The following is a 13,215-nucleotide window of genomic DNA, read 5'->3' as shown; positions in this document are numbered from 1 at the left end:
CCGCCTCACAGGACGGCTGTTAAAGGATGCCAATTGGGTCGAGCCTAGCAGGCCCGAGCGCTCTCACCCGGCGAGGAAGCTCGCGAACTCCTTCTCGTCGCTGATCGAGCCGGTGTACTGCTTGCCGTCCACGAGCACGGTGGGCGTGCCCTGGATGTTGTCGAGCACCTTCTTGCCGTCGACCGTGATCGGGCCGCTCTGCGAGTGCGCCGTGTTCGCCTGCGCCCACGCCTGGTACGGCCCGCTGCGGTCGATGCAGCCGGAGATGTCGGTGATGCCGTGGTCGGTCGCGAGCTTGGCGAGCTGCTTGTCGGTCAGGCCGCTGGAGTTCTCCTCGGGCTGGTCGGCGAACAGCGCCTGGTAGTAGTCCAGGGTGCGCTCCGGGTCGTGCACCGCGACGCAGACGAGAGCCGCCGACGCGCGGGTGGAGTAGCCGGTCCCGTTCGACGCGCGGTCCAGGAAGGTCAGCGGGTGCAGCCGGAGGGTGATCGAGCCGTCCGTGACCGCGTTCGCCAGCGTCGCGCCGTTCGACTTCTCGAACGCCCCGCAGACCGGGCACATCGGGTCGAACCAGAGGTCGACCTTCTTCGCGCCGGAGCCCGCCGAGACGTAGCCGCCGTCGAAGTTCGCCGCGCCGTCGGTGCCGGTCGCCGGCTTCGCGGTCGCGACGGGGACGTTCGAGTTTCCGCCGAGCAGCGAGCAGGAGGCGACGCCGGCGGTCACCGCGACCGCGAGCACCGCCGCGGCGACGATCCGGCGCAGCCGGCGCTGCGCGCTCATGCGCGCTGCGGGCGGTTCTGCGCGATCTTCGCCAGCAGCCCGTTCACGAAGCCGGCGGAGTCGTCCGTCGACAGCACGGTCGCGGCTTCCACGGCCTCCGAGATGGCGACGCCGTCGGGCACCTCGTCGTTGAACAGCAGCTCCCAGACGCCGATGCGCAGGATGGCGCGGTCGACGGCGGGCATGCGCGCCAGTGTCCAGCCCTGCGCGTACGTCTCGATCTGCTCGTCGATCTCGTCCTGGTGGTCGATCACGCCGTCCACGATCTCGCGGGCGTAGAGCCAGGAGGCCTCACGCGTCGGCTCGTTGGCCGCTCGCTCCGCCTCCACGGCCAGCGCCTGCGGCAGGGTCAGCTGCCGCAGGTCGGCGCTGAACAGCACGTCGAGCGCGCGCTTGCGCGCTTTGGTCCTGGCGCTCACTAGTCGTTGACGCGGCCGAGGTAGTCGCCGGTGCGGGTGTCGACCTTGACCCGGGTGCCGGTCTCCAGGAACAGCGGGACCTGGATCTGGTAGCCGGTCTCCACAGTCGCGGGCTTGGTGCCGCCGGTGGAGCGGTCGCCCTGCAGGCCCGGCTCGGTGTAGGTGATCTCCAGGACGACGGAGGCCGGCAGCTCCACGTAGAGCGGCGAGCCCTCGTGCAGCGCGACGGTCACGTTCTGGTTCTCGAGCATGAAGTTGGCGGAGTCGCCGACGATCGGGCCCGGGATGGTGATCTGGTCGTAGTCGCTGGTGTCCATGAAGACGAAGTCGGCGCCGTCCTGGTACAGGTACTGGTAGTCGCGGCGGTCGACGTTGGTGATCTCGATCTTCGCGCCGGCGTTGTAGGTGCGGTCGACGGTCTTGCCGGTCGTGACGTTCTTCAGCTTGGTGCGGACGAACGCTCCACCCTTGCCCGGCTTGACGTGCTGGAACTCGATGACGCTCCAGAGCTGTCCGTCGATGTTGAGGACGATGCCGTTCTTGATGTCAGCGGTCGATGCCATGCCAGAGTTCCATTCGCTTTGCGGAAGATTCGGGTGGGATCGGCGCCCCGCGCCGTCCACGACGGGCTCGGCGTACGGAGCCCCAGAAGATTCTAGACGTCAGCGGGCGTTTCGGCGAATGAACGCCAGAGCCAGCCGGTACGACTCGAACCCGAAGCCGGCGATCACGCCCGTGGAGACGCCGCTGATGACGCTGGTGTGCCGGAACTCCTCGCGGGCGTGCGGGTTGGACAGGTGCACCTCGACGACCGTGCCGCCGGACTTCGTCACCAGCGAAACCGCGTCGCGCAGCGCGTACGAGTAGTGCGTCCAGGCGCCGGCGTTGAGGATGACCGGAGCGCCGGAGTCGGCGGCTTCGTGCAGCCAGCGCAGCAGCTCGCCCTCGACGTCCGTCTGACGCAGGTCGATGTCCAGCTCGGGGGCGTCGGCGACCAGCTGGGCGCGGAGGTCGTCCAGCGTTCCCGCGCCGTACACGTCGGGCTCGCGGGTGCCGAGCCTGCCGAGGTTGGGACCATTCAGGACCAGGACGGAAGTCATGCCGCTCACCCTACCTGCGCCTCTCCCTCGGCGAGCGGACGGACGCGCACCGCCGACCAGACGTCGTCCACGGCTACGTTGCTGATCGGCCGCCAGCCGAACGCGCCGGCCTCCCGGATGAAGGTGTCCCTGTTGAAGTCCGCCCTGCCGCCCTTCGGGTACAGGAACCAGACCGCCCGGGCGCCGGTCAGCGCAGGCAGCTCGTCGCCGAAGTGTGCCATCAGCTCATCCCGGGTGCGCACGAAGGTGACCGAGACAGCGGCGTCCGCCGGCGCGACCTCGGTCACGCCGTCTGGGAGCCCGCCGATCACGGCGCGCTCGTCGGCGCCGGCGCCCACGACGCTCAGCGTGTCGCCTTCCTTGAGGAGCAACTTCTGCACGATGGTCTTGGCCATCAGGACCCCACCTCCTGGTACGCCGCGAACAGCAGGCTCTGGTCGGGACCGGCGAGCACGGTGGGCCGCCCGATGTCATCCAGCACGATGAATCGCAGCAGGCTGCCGCGGGCCTTCTTGTCGCGCTGCATGCTCGCCAGCAGGGTCTGCCAGCGGCCGAGCGGGTACCTGGTCGGCAGCGTCAGCGACTCCAGGATGCGGCGGTGCCGGTCGACGGCCTCGTCGCTCAGGCGGCCGCTCAGCCGGCCGAGCTCTGCGGCGTAGACCATCCCGACGGAGACCGCGGCGCCGTGCCGCCACTGGTAGCGCTCGGCGTGCTCGATCGCGTGGCCGAGGGTGTGGCCGTAGTTCAGGATCTCGCGGAGGCCCTGCTCGGTGAAGTCCTCGCCGACCACCCGCGCCTTGATCCCGATCGACAGCTCGACCAGGCGCCGGAACTCCGGCGACTCGGGATCGGTGGCGACGTCGACGTCCCGCTCGATGATGTCCAGGATCTCCGGCTCGGCGATGAAGCCGTACTTGACGACTTCCGCGAAGCCGGCCAGCAGTTCGTTGCGGCCGAGGGAGGTCAGCGTGTCGAGGTCGCAGACGACGGCGGCCGGGGCGTAGAAGGCGCCGACCAGGTTCTTGCCCTCCGCGGTGTTGATGCCGGTCTTGCCGCCGACCGCGGCGTCCACCATCCCGAGCAGCGTCGTGGGGACCTGCACCAGCCGGACGCCGCGCAGCCACGTCGCCGCGACGAAGCCGGCGAGGTCGGTGACGGCGCCGCCGCCGAATCCGATCACGGCGTCCGAACGCGTGAAGTCGGACTGGCCCATGATGCCCCAGAGGAAGGAGGCGACCTCGACGCGCTTGGCGGCCTCCGCGTCCGGGACCTCGGCGAGCAGGACTTCGTACTGCCCGGTCAGCGACTCGCGCAGCGCGGCGGCTGCGGCCCCGAGCGTCGGCGGGTGCACCACGAGCACCTTGTTCACCCCGCTGCCCAGGTGCTGGGCGAGGTCGAAGCGGAGGCCGCGCCCGATGACGACCGGGTACTGGTCCGTCCCGGCGACGAGGATCTCGGTGGGCTGGTCGGTCATAGGTCGTGGTCTCCTTCTTCCACCCAACGTGCGATCTCCTCCACGATGGTCTCGATCGGCCGGGTCGACGTGTCCGCGGTGTAGTCCGCGAGCGACTGGTACAGCGGGGTGCGCGCCGCGACGAGCCGCTTCCACGACTCGAGGTCGGTGACCAGCGGGCGCTTGCGGTTGGTGATCCGGGCGGCGATCGCCTCCGGCCGGACGGTCAGCAGGACGACGCGGGTCGACGCGAGGTCTGCCTGCGTGTCGGGGTCGAGCACCGCTCCCCCGCCGACGGACACGATGCCCGGCTGGGCCACGGCCTCCGCGACGGCGGCGCGCTCCAGCGCCCGGAAGTACGGCTCGCCGTGCTCGGCGAAGATCTCGGCGATGGCGCCGTGCCGGGCGACCACGACCGCGTCGGTGTCCACGAACGGGAGGCCGAGCCGCTTGGCCAGGCGCTTGCCCAGCCGCGTCTTGCCCGCCGCCGGCGGACCGATCAGGACGATCGTCACGGTGCTCAGGCGTAGGGCGCGCTGACGCGCTCCGTCGCCAGGTTCTGCGGGATGGCGTCGAGGTAGCCGCGGAGGTTGCGCGCCGTCTCGGTGACCGAGTCGCCGCCGAACTTCTCCAGCACCGCGTTCGCGAGCACGAGCGCGACCATGGCTTCCGCGACCACGCCGGCCGCGGGGACCGCACAGACGTCGGAGCGCTGGTGGTGCGCAGGAGCGGCCTCGCTCGTGGCGATGTCGATCGTGCGCAGCGCGTGCGGGACGGTGGCGATGGGCTTCATGCCGGCGCGGACGCGCAGCACGCTGCCGGTGCTCATGCCGCCCTCGGTGCCGCCGGCCTTGTCGCTGGTGCGCTGGATCTCGCCGTCCTCGGCCACGAGTTCGTCGTGCGCCTGCGAACCGCGGCGGGTGGTCGTGAGGAAGCCGTCGCCGACCTCCACGCCCTTGATCGCCTGGATGCCCATCAGCGCGGCGGCGAGCTGCGCGTCGAGGCGGCGGTCCCAGTGCACGTGCGAGCCGAGCCCCGGCGGCAGGCCGTAGGCGAGCACCTCCACGACGCCGCCGAGGGTGTCGCCCTCCTTGTGGGCGTCGTCCACCTCGGCGACCATCCGCTCGGAGGTGGCCGGGTGGAAGCAGCGCAGCGGGTCGGCGTCGAGCGCGGCGACGTCGGCGGGCGTGGGCAGCGGCGCGTCCTCGGGGACGCGGACCGGGCCGATCGACAGCGTGTGGCTGACCAGCGTGATGCCGAGCTCGGCGAGGAACGAGCGGGCGACGGCGCCGAGCGCGACGCGGGCGGCGGTCTCCCGGGCGCTGGCGCGCTCCAGGACCGGACGGGCCTCGTCGAAGCCGTACTTCTGCATGCCGACCAGGTCGGCGTGGCCAGGGCGCGGACGCGTCAGCGCGGCGCCGCGGCCGCTCTCCAGCTTCTCCGGCTCGACCGGCTCCGGGCTCATGACGTCGACCCACTTCGGCCACTCGGTGTTGCCGATGCGCAGCGCGATGGGGCTGCCGAGGCTCAGGCCGTGGCGGACGCCGCCGGAGACCTCCAGCGCGTCCTGCTCGAACTTCATCCGCGCGCCGCGGCCATAGCCCAGCTTGCGGCGGGCGAGATCGGCGCGGACGGCGTCCAGCGAGACGGGGACCCCGGCGGGGAGCCCCTCCAGGACGGCGATGAGTTCGGGGCCGTGGGATTCCCCGGCCGTGAGCCAACGAAGCATGCTTCGATTCTGGCACAGCGGCAGGGGGCGGCCTTGCGCCGTTACGGCCGAGGACGGCCCGGCCTACTCGGCTTCGCCCTCCACCGAGCCGTCGCCCACCGGCGCGCCCTCCGCGTCGATGCCGACCGCGGCGAGCATGGCCTCCAGCACGCCCTCCTCGTCCGGCAGCGGCTGCAGCACGTCGCCGGAGACGAAGATCCGCACCTGCAGGAGCGCCTGCTGCGCGAGCATCGCGAGCCCGGAGACGACGCGTCCGCCGACGGCCTGCCAGGCCTTCGCGAGCACGCTCGGCCACGGGTCGTACGCCACGTCGAGCAGCACGGCCTGGCGTCGCGTCGAGTCGGTGTAGATCGCCTCGGTGGAGGCGCCGCCCGGCAGCGTGCTGATCACGAGCTGGGGCACGTCCAGCGAGCGGTCGGCCTGCGCGAACGACCGGATCCGGATCATCAGCCCGAGCTGATGGGCCAGCGGCTCCAGCCAGACGCTCTTCTGCAGGTCGCGCACGTGCACGTCGACGCGCTCGGCGCCGAGCTCGGCCGCGGCGACCAGGGCGGAGGCGGCGGTCGCTCCCCCGCCGAGGATGTGCACGTAACGTGCCTCCTCCAGTCCGGCGGCGGACAGCGCACGGACGATGCCCGCGACGTCGGTGTTGAAGCCGCTGATGTCGTCGCCGTCGAGCAGCACGGTGTTGGCCACGCCGGTCTGCTCCGCGACCCGGTCGGTCTCGGTCAGCAGCGGGATGACGGACTGCTTGAGCGGCATCGTCAGCGACAGGCCCCGCCACTCCTCGCCCAGGCCGTCGAGGAAGGCGGACAGCCCGGCCCCGCTGACGTCGAGCTGATCGTACGACCAGTCCAGGCCCAGTGCTTCGTAGGCGGCGCGGTGTAGGGCGGGCGACTTGGAGTGGCCGATCGGCGAGCCGAGGACGGCCAGGCGGCGCGAGGCGGCGGCGGCCGGGACGGCGTCGACGACGACCGCGTCGACCTCCTCGACCTCGATCACGCCGTCCTCGTCCACGGTCTCGATGATCTCCTCGACCTCGACGACCTCGACGAAGACCTCGTCCGCGGCTTCGGGCTCGGGCCGATCCGCGGCGTCGTCCGCAGCCTCGTCCTCGTCTGCAGCCTCGTCCTCGTCCTCAGCCTCAGCCTCGTTCTCGTCCTCAGACTCGGCCTCGTCCTCCAGCGGCTCCTCCTCGTCGGCGGCCGCCTCGGCCTCCGCGATCGCCGCCTCCTCGGCCTCGGCCTCGCGCTCGGCCTCGACCAGTTCGGCGATCAGCTCCTCCGCCGACGCCTCCGACACGCCGTTCTCGACGGCCGGGTCGATGGCGTCCTCCGCCTTCCGCGGTTTCGCCGCGCGCGACTTCGCGGCGGGCCGGGGCTTCGGTGCGTCACTCATAGCCGGGGTTGTCCTTCATCCATTGCTGCCACTTCGCGACCGCCGCCTCGTGCTCCGCCTGCGTCGTCGAGAAGATCGTCTCGCCGGTCTTCAGGTTCCAGGTCACGAAGTACATCCACGGTCCGTCCGCAGGGTGCGTCACCGCGTTCAGCGCGAGGTCGCCCGGGTTGGAGATCGGCCCGACCGGGAGGCCGGCGTGCGCGTACGTGTTGTACGGGTTCGAGGCGTCCGCCCGCTCGGCGTCGGTCGTCGCGACCCGGTCGGTGTGACCGGTTCCATAGGCGACGGTCGCGTCGGACTGGAGGTCCCAGCCCTGCGCGAGCCGGTTGAGGAACACGCGCGCGACCTTCGGGTAGTCGTCCTTCAGGCCGGCCTCGCGCTGCACGATCGAGGCGAGGATCACGTCGTTCCAGCGGTCGGCCGCGGGAACCCCCGCCTGGTCGAGTGCCTGGAAGGACCGGTCCACCATCGTCTTGAGGGCGTCGTGCGCCGAGATGCCGGGCGCGAACGTGTACGTCGCAGGGAAGAGGAAGCCCTCGAGGGTCTTCGCCTGCGGAGGGAGCCCGAAGTCGGCCGGGTTCGCCGCGGCCTGCTGCAACTGGGCCAGCGGGATCTTCGTGGCGTCCGCGACGGTCTGCAGAGCGTCCTTCTCGGCGGTCCCCTCGGGGATCACCGCCGTGTTCTGCATCCGGCTGGCCGGGTCCTGCAGCGCCGTCAGGGCGGCCTTCGCGCTCATCTGCTTGGCGAGCTTGAAGACGCCGGGCTGCCAGACGATCTGCGGCTGCTGGCGCAGCACCAGCGAATAGAAGGCGTCGTAGCTCTTGGTCACGCCCGCCTTCTGGAGGTTCGTCGCGATCGAGCTGCCGTCGTCGCCCGACTTGATCGTGAAGGTCACCGAGCCCGTGCCGTTGCCGGTGTAGTCGTTGTTCTGCGGCACGACCTTCGCCACCAGCGCCGCGACCTGCGGCTGGAACGCCATGAAGCCGCCGGCCGCGAGCCCGCCGAGGACCAGGATGACGACCAGGGTGATCACGAGCCGCTTCAGCAAGCGCCGCTTGCGCTTGGGCTGCTCGTGCGACACGTAGTTCTGCTGGCGCCACGCGAGCGGCGAGTCGCCGTTCCCGCCGCCGGAACCGCCGGCGCCGTCCTCGGCGAGCGGCGCGAAGATCGCGTGCGCGGGGTCCTCGAACCGGCTGTGCTCGCGCGCCGTGCCGTGCCCGGCCTCGTGCCGTACGGCCGCGCCCACGGGCTCCGGCTCCGGGCGGCCGGCGGCGTCGACGGGCACGGGTCCGGTCACGACGGAGTCGAAGTCCAGCCCGGCCAGCGTCTGCCGGTTGGCCGGGGTCTCGGCGGGAGGAGGAGTCCACGGACCCGGGGTCTGCGGGTGGCGTGCGTCGGCCTCGCGGGTGGTCCGGTCGCCGGACGGCTGCGGAGCGTCCTGCGGTGCCGCCGCCTGGGGCGCCGCCTGCTGGGGCGCCGCCTCCTGATCCCGAGCCTGGGCGGCCTCCTGCGCCTCCCTGGCCTGGCGCGCTTCGCGCCTGGTCATCGGCTGCTGCCGGTTCACGGCCGGGAAGACGGGGGGCTCCGGCTTCTCCTGCGGGTTCTGCGACAAACTAGGGTCCAATGCTCGGTTCGACGGGTTGGCCCGGCGGACGGCCTGAAGCGCGCTCCGCGTCGAGGGCGTGCTGCAAAATTATCGTGGCGGCCACCTGATCCACCACCGGACGCGCGCTTTTCGAGTTCTTGCCCGACGCCCGGAGCGCAGAATGGGCCGACACGGTCGAGAGCCGTTCGTCCACCATCCGCACCGGGACGTCCACCTCGGCGTCGAGCGCTTCCGCGAAGGCGACGGCGTCCGCCGTCGACGCGGTGTGCGCGCCCGAGAGCGCCAGAGGCAACCCGACGATAATCTCGAAAACTCCGAGTTCGGTCACAATCTCCGCGATCCTGCGACGATCCGCAGCATCCTCGGAGCGTGCGACCGTCTCCACCGGAGTCGCCAGCATCCCGTGGAGGTCGGACCGGCTCACGCCGATCCGCACCTTCCCGACGTCGATGCCGAGTCGCACTCCACTGCGCACGCGCTACCCGATCGCCGAGACCACCGCGGACAGCGCGGCCGGGATCGCCTCGGCGTCCGTGCCGCCGCCCTGGGCGAGGTCGGCCTTGCCGCCGCCGCCGCCACCGAGCACGCCTGAGGCCGTCTTGGCGAGCGCGCCCGCGTTGACGCCGGCGTCGCGCGCGGCCTGGTTGGTCGCGACGATCACGACGGGCTTGCCCGCCGCACGCGCCGCGAGCGCGACGGTGGCCGCGTCCGAGCCGAGCCGCTCGCGCACGGTCGTCACCAGCAGGCGCAGGTCGTCGGCGGAGTTCAGCGTTCCGGCGTCCTCGGCCACCACGGTGACCGCGCCACGACGGGTGGCGGACTCCAGCAGCGCCGGCACCTTATCGAGCACCGCGCGGGCCTCGAAGGCCTGGATGCGCTTCTCGGCCGCCTTCAGGTTCGCCATCAGGTCCGCGATCTTCTCGGGGAGCTGCTCGCGCGGCGTCTTGAGGGCGCCGGAGAGCTGCGAGACGATCGTGCGCTCGACGGCGAGGTCCTGGAAGGCTTCCAAGCCGACCAGCGACTCCACGCGGCGATTGGTCGAGCCGACCGACGATTCGCTGACCAGGTTGATCATGCCGATCTCCGCGCTGGTCGACACGTGCGTGCCGGCGCAGAGCTCGCGCGACCACGGGCCGCCGATGTCGACCACGCGCACGACGTCGCCGTACTTCTCGCCGAACAGCGCCATCGCGCCGAGCGCCTTGGCCTCCGCCAGCGGCAGCTCGCGGGTGGTCACCTGCAGGTTGTCGCGGATCGCGTTGTTGGAGATCTCCTCGATCTCGCTGCGGGTCTCCGGCGACAGCGCCTGGTTCCAGGAGAAGTCGAGGCGCAGGTAGCCGGCCTTGTTGAACGAGCCGGACTGGTGCGCGTTGGGGCCGAGCACCTGGCGCAACGCCGCGTGGATGATGTGCGTGCCGGAGTGCGCCTGCGTGGCGCCGCGCCGGTACTGCGCGTCGACCAGGCTGGTCGCGGGCGCACCCACGCCGACCTCGCCGCTGCGCACCAGCACCTTGTGGCTGATCAGCCCCTTGACCGGCTTCTGGACGTCGAGGACGTCGAGCTCGTAGCCCGGGCCGACGATCGTGCCGGCGTCCGCGCTCTGACCGCCGGACTCCGCGTAGAGCGCGGTCGCGCCGAGGATGACCTCCGCGACCTGGCCCTCGCGGGCAACGTTCACGGATTGGCCGTCCACGATCAGGCCGAGCACGCTCGACTCCGTCTCGAGGTCGGTGTAGCCGGTGAACACCGTCTCGCCCTGCGCGCGGAACGCGCTGTAGACCGACAGGTCGGCGAGAGCCGTCTTCTTCGCCTTGGCGTCCGCCTTCGCGCGGGCGCGCTGGTCCGCCATCAGGGTGTCGAACGCGGCGCGGTCGACGCTGAGGCCGGCCTCCTCCGCCATCTCCAGGGTCAGGTCGATCGGGAAGCCGTAGGTGTCGTGCAGCAGGAACGCCGTGTCGCCGGCGAGCTCGTCCTTGCCTGCGCCCTTGGTGTTCGCCACGGCGGTGTCGAGGATGCTCGTGCCGGAGGCCAGGGTGCGCAGGAAGGTCTCCTCCTCCGCGTAGGCGAGCTGCGACGTGCGCGCGAACTCGGCCTCTACCTCCGGGTAGGCCGCCTTCATCGCGTCGCGCGAGGCCGGGAACAGCTCGGGGAACGTCGCGGTCTCGACGCCCAGCAGGCGCATCGCGCGCACCGTGCGGCGCAGCAGGCGGCGCAGCACGTAGCCGCGGCCCTCGTTGGACGGCGTCACACCGTCGGTCATCAGCATGAGCGCGCTGCGGACGTGGTCGGCGACCACGCGCAGGCGGACGTCGTCCTCGTGCGCCTCGTTGCCGTACGGCTTGCCGGCCAGCACGGCCGCGCGGTCGAGCACCGGGCGGACCTGGTCGATCTCGTACATGTTGTCGACGCCCTGCTTGATGAACGCGACGCGCTCCAGGCCGAGCCCCGTGTCGATGTTCTTCTTCGGCAGGTCGCCCAGGATCTCGAAGTCCTTCTTACCCGTGCCCTCGCCGCGCAGGTACTGCATGAACACGAGGTTCCAGATCTCGACGTAGCGGTCGTCGTCGGTCGCCGGGCCTCCGTCGATTCCGTACGCCGGGCCGCGGTCGAAGAAGATCTCCGAGCAGGGGCCGGCCGGGCCGGGCTGGCCGGTCGACCAGTAGTTGGTGTCCTTGCCGAGGCCCTGGATGCGCTCGGCGGGGAGGCCGGCGACCCGGGTCCAGATCTCCCGGGCCTCGTCGTCCTCCTCGTACACCGTGACCCAGAGGTCCTCCGGGTCGAAGCCGAGGCCGCCCTCGTCCTCGGGCAGCGTCAGGAGGTCCCAGGCGAACGTGATCGCCTGCTCCTTGAAGTAGTCGCCGAACGAGAAGTTGCCGCACATCTGGAAGAACGTGCCGTGCCGCGGGGTCTTGCCGACCTCCTCGATGTCCAGCGTGCGGATGCACTTCTGGACGCTCGTCGCGCGCGGGAACGGTGCCGGGACGACGCCGGTCAGGTACGGGACGAAGGGCACCATCCCGGCCACCGTGAACAGCAGCGACGGGTCGTCGCTGACGAGCGAGGCGGACGGGACGACGGTGTGGCCGCGCGTGGCGAAGAAGTCGAGCCAGCGGCGGTGGATTTCAGCAGTCTGCATGGTTTCCGGTCGATCGAGAGGTGGAGCGGGGAGACGAGAGTCGTCGAAAACGCGGGAGGTCAGTCGCCGTCGATGGCCGAGCGGAGCTCCGCCTCGCGCTGACGGTAGCCGTCGGAGACGGCCTCGCCGAAGTCGCGCGCCTTCTTGTCGAGCGAACCGAAGAACTCGCGACCCTTGGGGGTCTCGTTGACCTTGTGGGCGACGACGAAGCCGAGGGCCACGCCGATCAGGAGCCACAGGAAACTCTTCATTGCCGGATCTTCCCTCCCTGGATGCGCGCTACGCGCAGCTGCGCGCGTTCAGCGCACTCGCGCAAGTCTAGTCCGCCTCGCGGCGCGAACGCCGGGAGGTCCCCGGCACCCGGAGCGCAGCCCGGACCGCGGCGCTGAAGCCCGCGAGCTTGATGAGTGGACCGCCGACGGTGGCGGCGAACAGGGCCACGAGCGCCGAGACGTTCCCGGTCACGTCGGCGACGTTCCTGGTGATGGTGTCGACGCGGGCGAGCTGCTTGTTCGTCTCCTGGATGGTGGTCGCCGTCTCCTCCAGGATCGGCGTGATGCCGTCGCTGGCTTCCTTGATGGCGTCGCGCGTGGAGTCGAGGACGCGGCCGAGCTTCAGCAGCGGGACCGCGATGAATCCGACCAGGACCGCGAACACGGCCGCAGCGATCAGACCGGCGATGTCGCCTCCGGACATGTCGGCTCCCTCCATTCCGTGACGGGCATACGACCCCCAGCGTACGGGAAGACGGCGTCCGGGTGGACCCCCGCGAACGCGAGAACGGGGCCGCGGCCGAAGCCGCGACCCCGTTCCACGGGAGTCTCGCTCGCCTTAGCGGGCGGCGTAGTACTCGACGACGAGCTGGACGTCGCAGGTGACGGGCACCTCGGCGCGCTTCGGGCGGCGCACGAGGCGGGCCTGGAGCTTGTCGATCTCGACATCGAGGTAGGCCGGGACCTTGGGCAGGACGTCGACGTGACCGCCGGCGGCCGCGACCTGGAAGGGCTCGGTCCCCTCGGAGCGGGCCTTGACGTGGATGAGCTGACCCGGCTTCACGCGGAAGGAGGGGCGGTCCACGATCTTGCCGTCGACGAGGATGTGGCGGTGCACCACGAACTGGCGGGCCTGCGAGATGGTGCGGGCGAAGCCGGCGCGCAGGACGAGGGCGTCCAGACGCATCTCGAGCAGCTCGACCAGGTTCTCACCGGTCAGGCCCTGCGAACGGCGGGCCTCCTCGAACGCGATGCGGATCTGCTTCTCGAGGATGCCGTACTGGGCGCGCAGACGCTGCTTCTCGCGCAGACGCACGGCGTAGTCGGAGTCCTGCTTGCGCTTGGTGCGGCCGTGCTCACCCGGAGCGTACGGGCGCTTCTCCATGTAGCGGGCCGCCTTCGGGGTCAGGGCGATGCCCAGGGCGCGCGACTCGCGGGTCTTGCTGCGGGAACGTGAAGACACGATTTCCTTTCGGTTTTCTCTCTACGAATGTTGGTCGCAACGCGCACAGGGGCGCGCTGCGCAGGGTCTTTCACCTGCAAGAGAGAGGGATTGACGCCAGGGACGCCCGGCTACAGGGCCTGTCCCGTCGAGAGCGTGA

15 protein-coding genes are annotated in these 13,215 nt (G+C 71.0%); all 15 read right to left on the bottom strand.

Annotated features, from left to right (window positions below; translation table 11 throughout):
* Positions 1-63 precede the first annotated feature (63 nt).
* The 15 genes from F1C12_RS02285 to rpsD all read right to left on the bottom strand — a co-directional run bounded on the left by F1C12_RS02285 (position 64) and on the right by rpsD (position 13,076).
* Complete coding sequence (locus tag F1C12_RS02285) at positions 64-780, bottom strand: DsbA family protein (RefSeq protein WP_185277249.1); 717 nt, start codon at positions 778-780, stop codon at positions 64-66.
* Positions 777-1,199 (bottom strand): transcription antitermination factor NusB, encoded by a 423-nt coding sequence (gene nusB / locus F1C12_RS02280; RefSeq protein ID WP_185277248.1) that lies wholly within the window; start codon positions 1,197-1,199, stop codon positions 777-779. Before nusB ends, F1C12_RS02285 begins: the two co-directional genes overlap by 4 nt.
* Positions 1,199-1,762: an elongation factor P gene (efp, locus tag F1C12_RS02275; protein WP_185277247.1), complete on the bottom strand. Its 564-nt coding sequence runs from the start codon at positions 1,760-1,762 to the stop codon at positions 1,199-1,201. The genes nusB and efp overlap by 1 nt, the downstream gene beginning before the upstream one ends.
* Before the next feature lie 99 nt (positions 1,763-1,861).
* Positions 1,862-2,299 carry a type II 3-dehydroquinate dehydratase gene (locus tag F1C12_RS02270; protein WP_185277246.1) on the bottom strand — a complete coding sequence of 146 codons (438 nt, stop codon included), beginning with the start codon at positions 2,297-2,299 and terminating at the stop codon, positions 1,862-1,864.
* A 5-nt stretch (positions 2,300-2,304) separates the two neighbouring features.
* Complete coding sequence (locus F1C12_RS02265) at positions 2,305-2,694, bottom strand: hypothetical protein (RefSeq protein ID WP_258046077.1); 390 nt, start codon at positions 2,692-2,694, stop codon at positions 2,305-2,307.
* Positions 2,694-3,773, bottom strand: a complete 1,080-nt coding sequence (gene aroB, locus F1C12_RS02260) for a 3-dehydroquinate synthase (RefSeq protein ID WP_185277245.1) — start codon at positions 3,771-3,773, stop codon at positions 2,694-2,696. The genes F1C12_RS02265 and aroB overlap by 1 nt, the downstream gene beginning before the upstream one ends.
* Positions 3,770-4,276, bottom strand: coding sequence for a shikimate kinase (locus F1C12_RS02255; RefSeq protein WP_374939570.1), 507 nt, complete (start codon positions 4,274-4,276; stop codon positions 3,770-3,772). The genes aroB and F1C12_RS02255 overlap by 4 nt, the downstream gene beginning before the upstream one ends.
* Positions 4,273-5,481: a chorismate synthase gene (aroC, locus tag F1C12_RS02250; protein ID WP_185277243.1), complete on the bottom strand. Its 1,209-nt coding sequence runs from the start codon at positions 5,479-5,481 to the stop codon at positions 4,273-4,275. Before aroC ends, F1C12_RS02255 begins: the two co-directional genes overlap by 4 nt.
* Positions 5,482-5,544: 63 nt before the next feature.
* Positions 5,545-6,879, bottom strand: coding sequence for a shikimate dehydrogenase (locus F1C12_RS02245; RefSeq protein ID WP_185277242.1), 1,335 nt, complete (start codon positions 6,877-6,879; stop codon positions 5,545-5,547).
* The gene (gene mltG, locus F1C12_RS02240) at positions 6,872-8,491 is read right to left on the bottom strand and encodes an endolytic transglycosylase MltG (protein ID WP_258046076.1); all 1,620 of its coding nucleotides are present in this window, start codon (positions 8,489-8,491) and stop codon (positions 6,872-6,874) included. Before mltG ends, F1C12_RS02245 begins: the two co-directional genes overlap by 8 nt.
* Position 8,492: 1 nt before the next feature.
* On the bottom strand, positions 8,493-8,960 hold the full coding sequence (gene ruvX / locus F1C12_RS02235) for a Holliday junction resolvase RuvX (protein ID WP_185277241.1): 468 nt from the start codon (positions 8,958-8,960) through the stop codon (positions 8,493-8,495).
* Between the two features lie 3 nt (positions 8,961-8,963).
* Positions 8,964-11,621 (bottom strand): alanine--tRNA ligase, encoded by a 2,658-nt coding sequence (alaS, locus tag F1C12_RS02230; RefSeq protein WP_185277240.1) that lies wholly within the window; start codon positions 11,619-11,621, stop codon positions 8,964-8,966.
* Positions 11,622-11,680: 59 nt separating this feature from the next.
* Positions 11,681-11,872, bottom strand: coding sequence for a hypothetical protein (locus F1C12_RS02225; RefSeq protein WP_185277239.1), 192 nt, complete (start codon positions 11,870-11,872; stop codon positions 11,681-11,683).
* Positions 11,873-11,939: 67 nt separating this feature from the next.
* Positions 11,940-12,317, bottom strand: a complete 378-nt coding sequence (locus F1C12_RS02220) for a DUF948 domain-containing protein (protein WP_185277238.1) — start codon at positions 12,315-12,317, stop codon at positions 11,940-11,942.
* A gap of 135 nt (positions 12,318-12,452) precedes the next feature.
* On the bottom strand, positions 12,453-13,076 hold the full coding sequence (gene rpsD / locus F1C12_RS02215) for a 30S ribosomal protein S4 (protein WP_185277237.1): 624 nt from the start codon (positions 13,074-13,076) through the stop codon (positions 12,453-12,455).
* Positions 13,077-13,215 lie beyond the last annotated feature (139 nt).

Origin of the sequence: Leifsonia shinshuensis (genome assembly GCF_014217625.1) — a bacterium.
Lineage (GTDB): Bacteria > Actinomycetota > Actinomycetes > Actinomycetales > Microbacteriaceae > Leifsonia > Leifsonia shinshuensis_A.
Note: the sequence above shows the minus strand (reverse complement) of the source record. Positions and strands in the feature narration are given on the sequence as shown.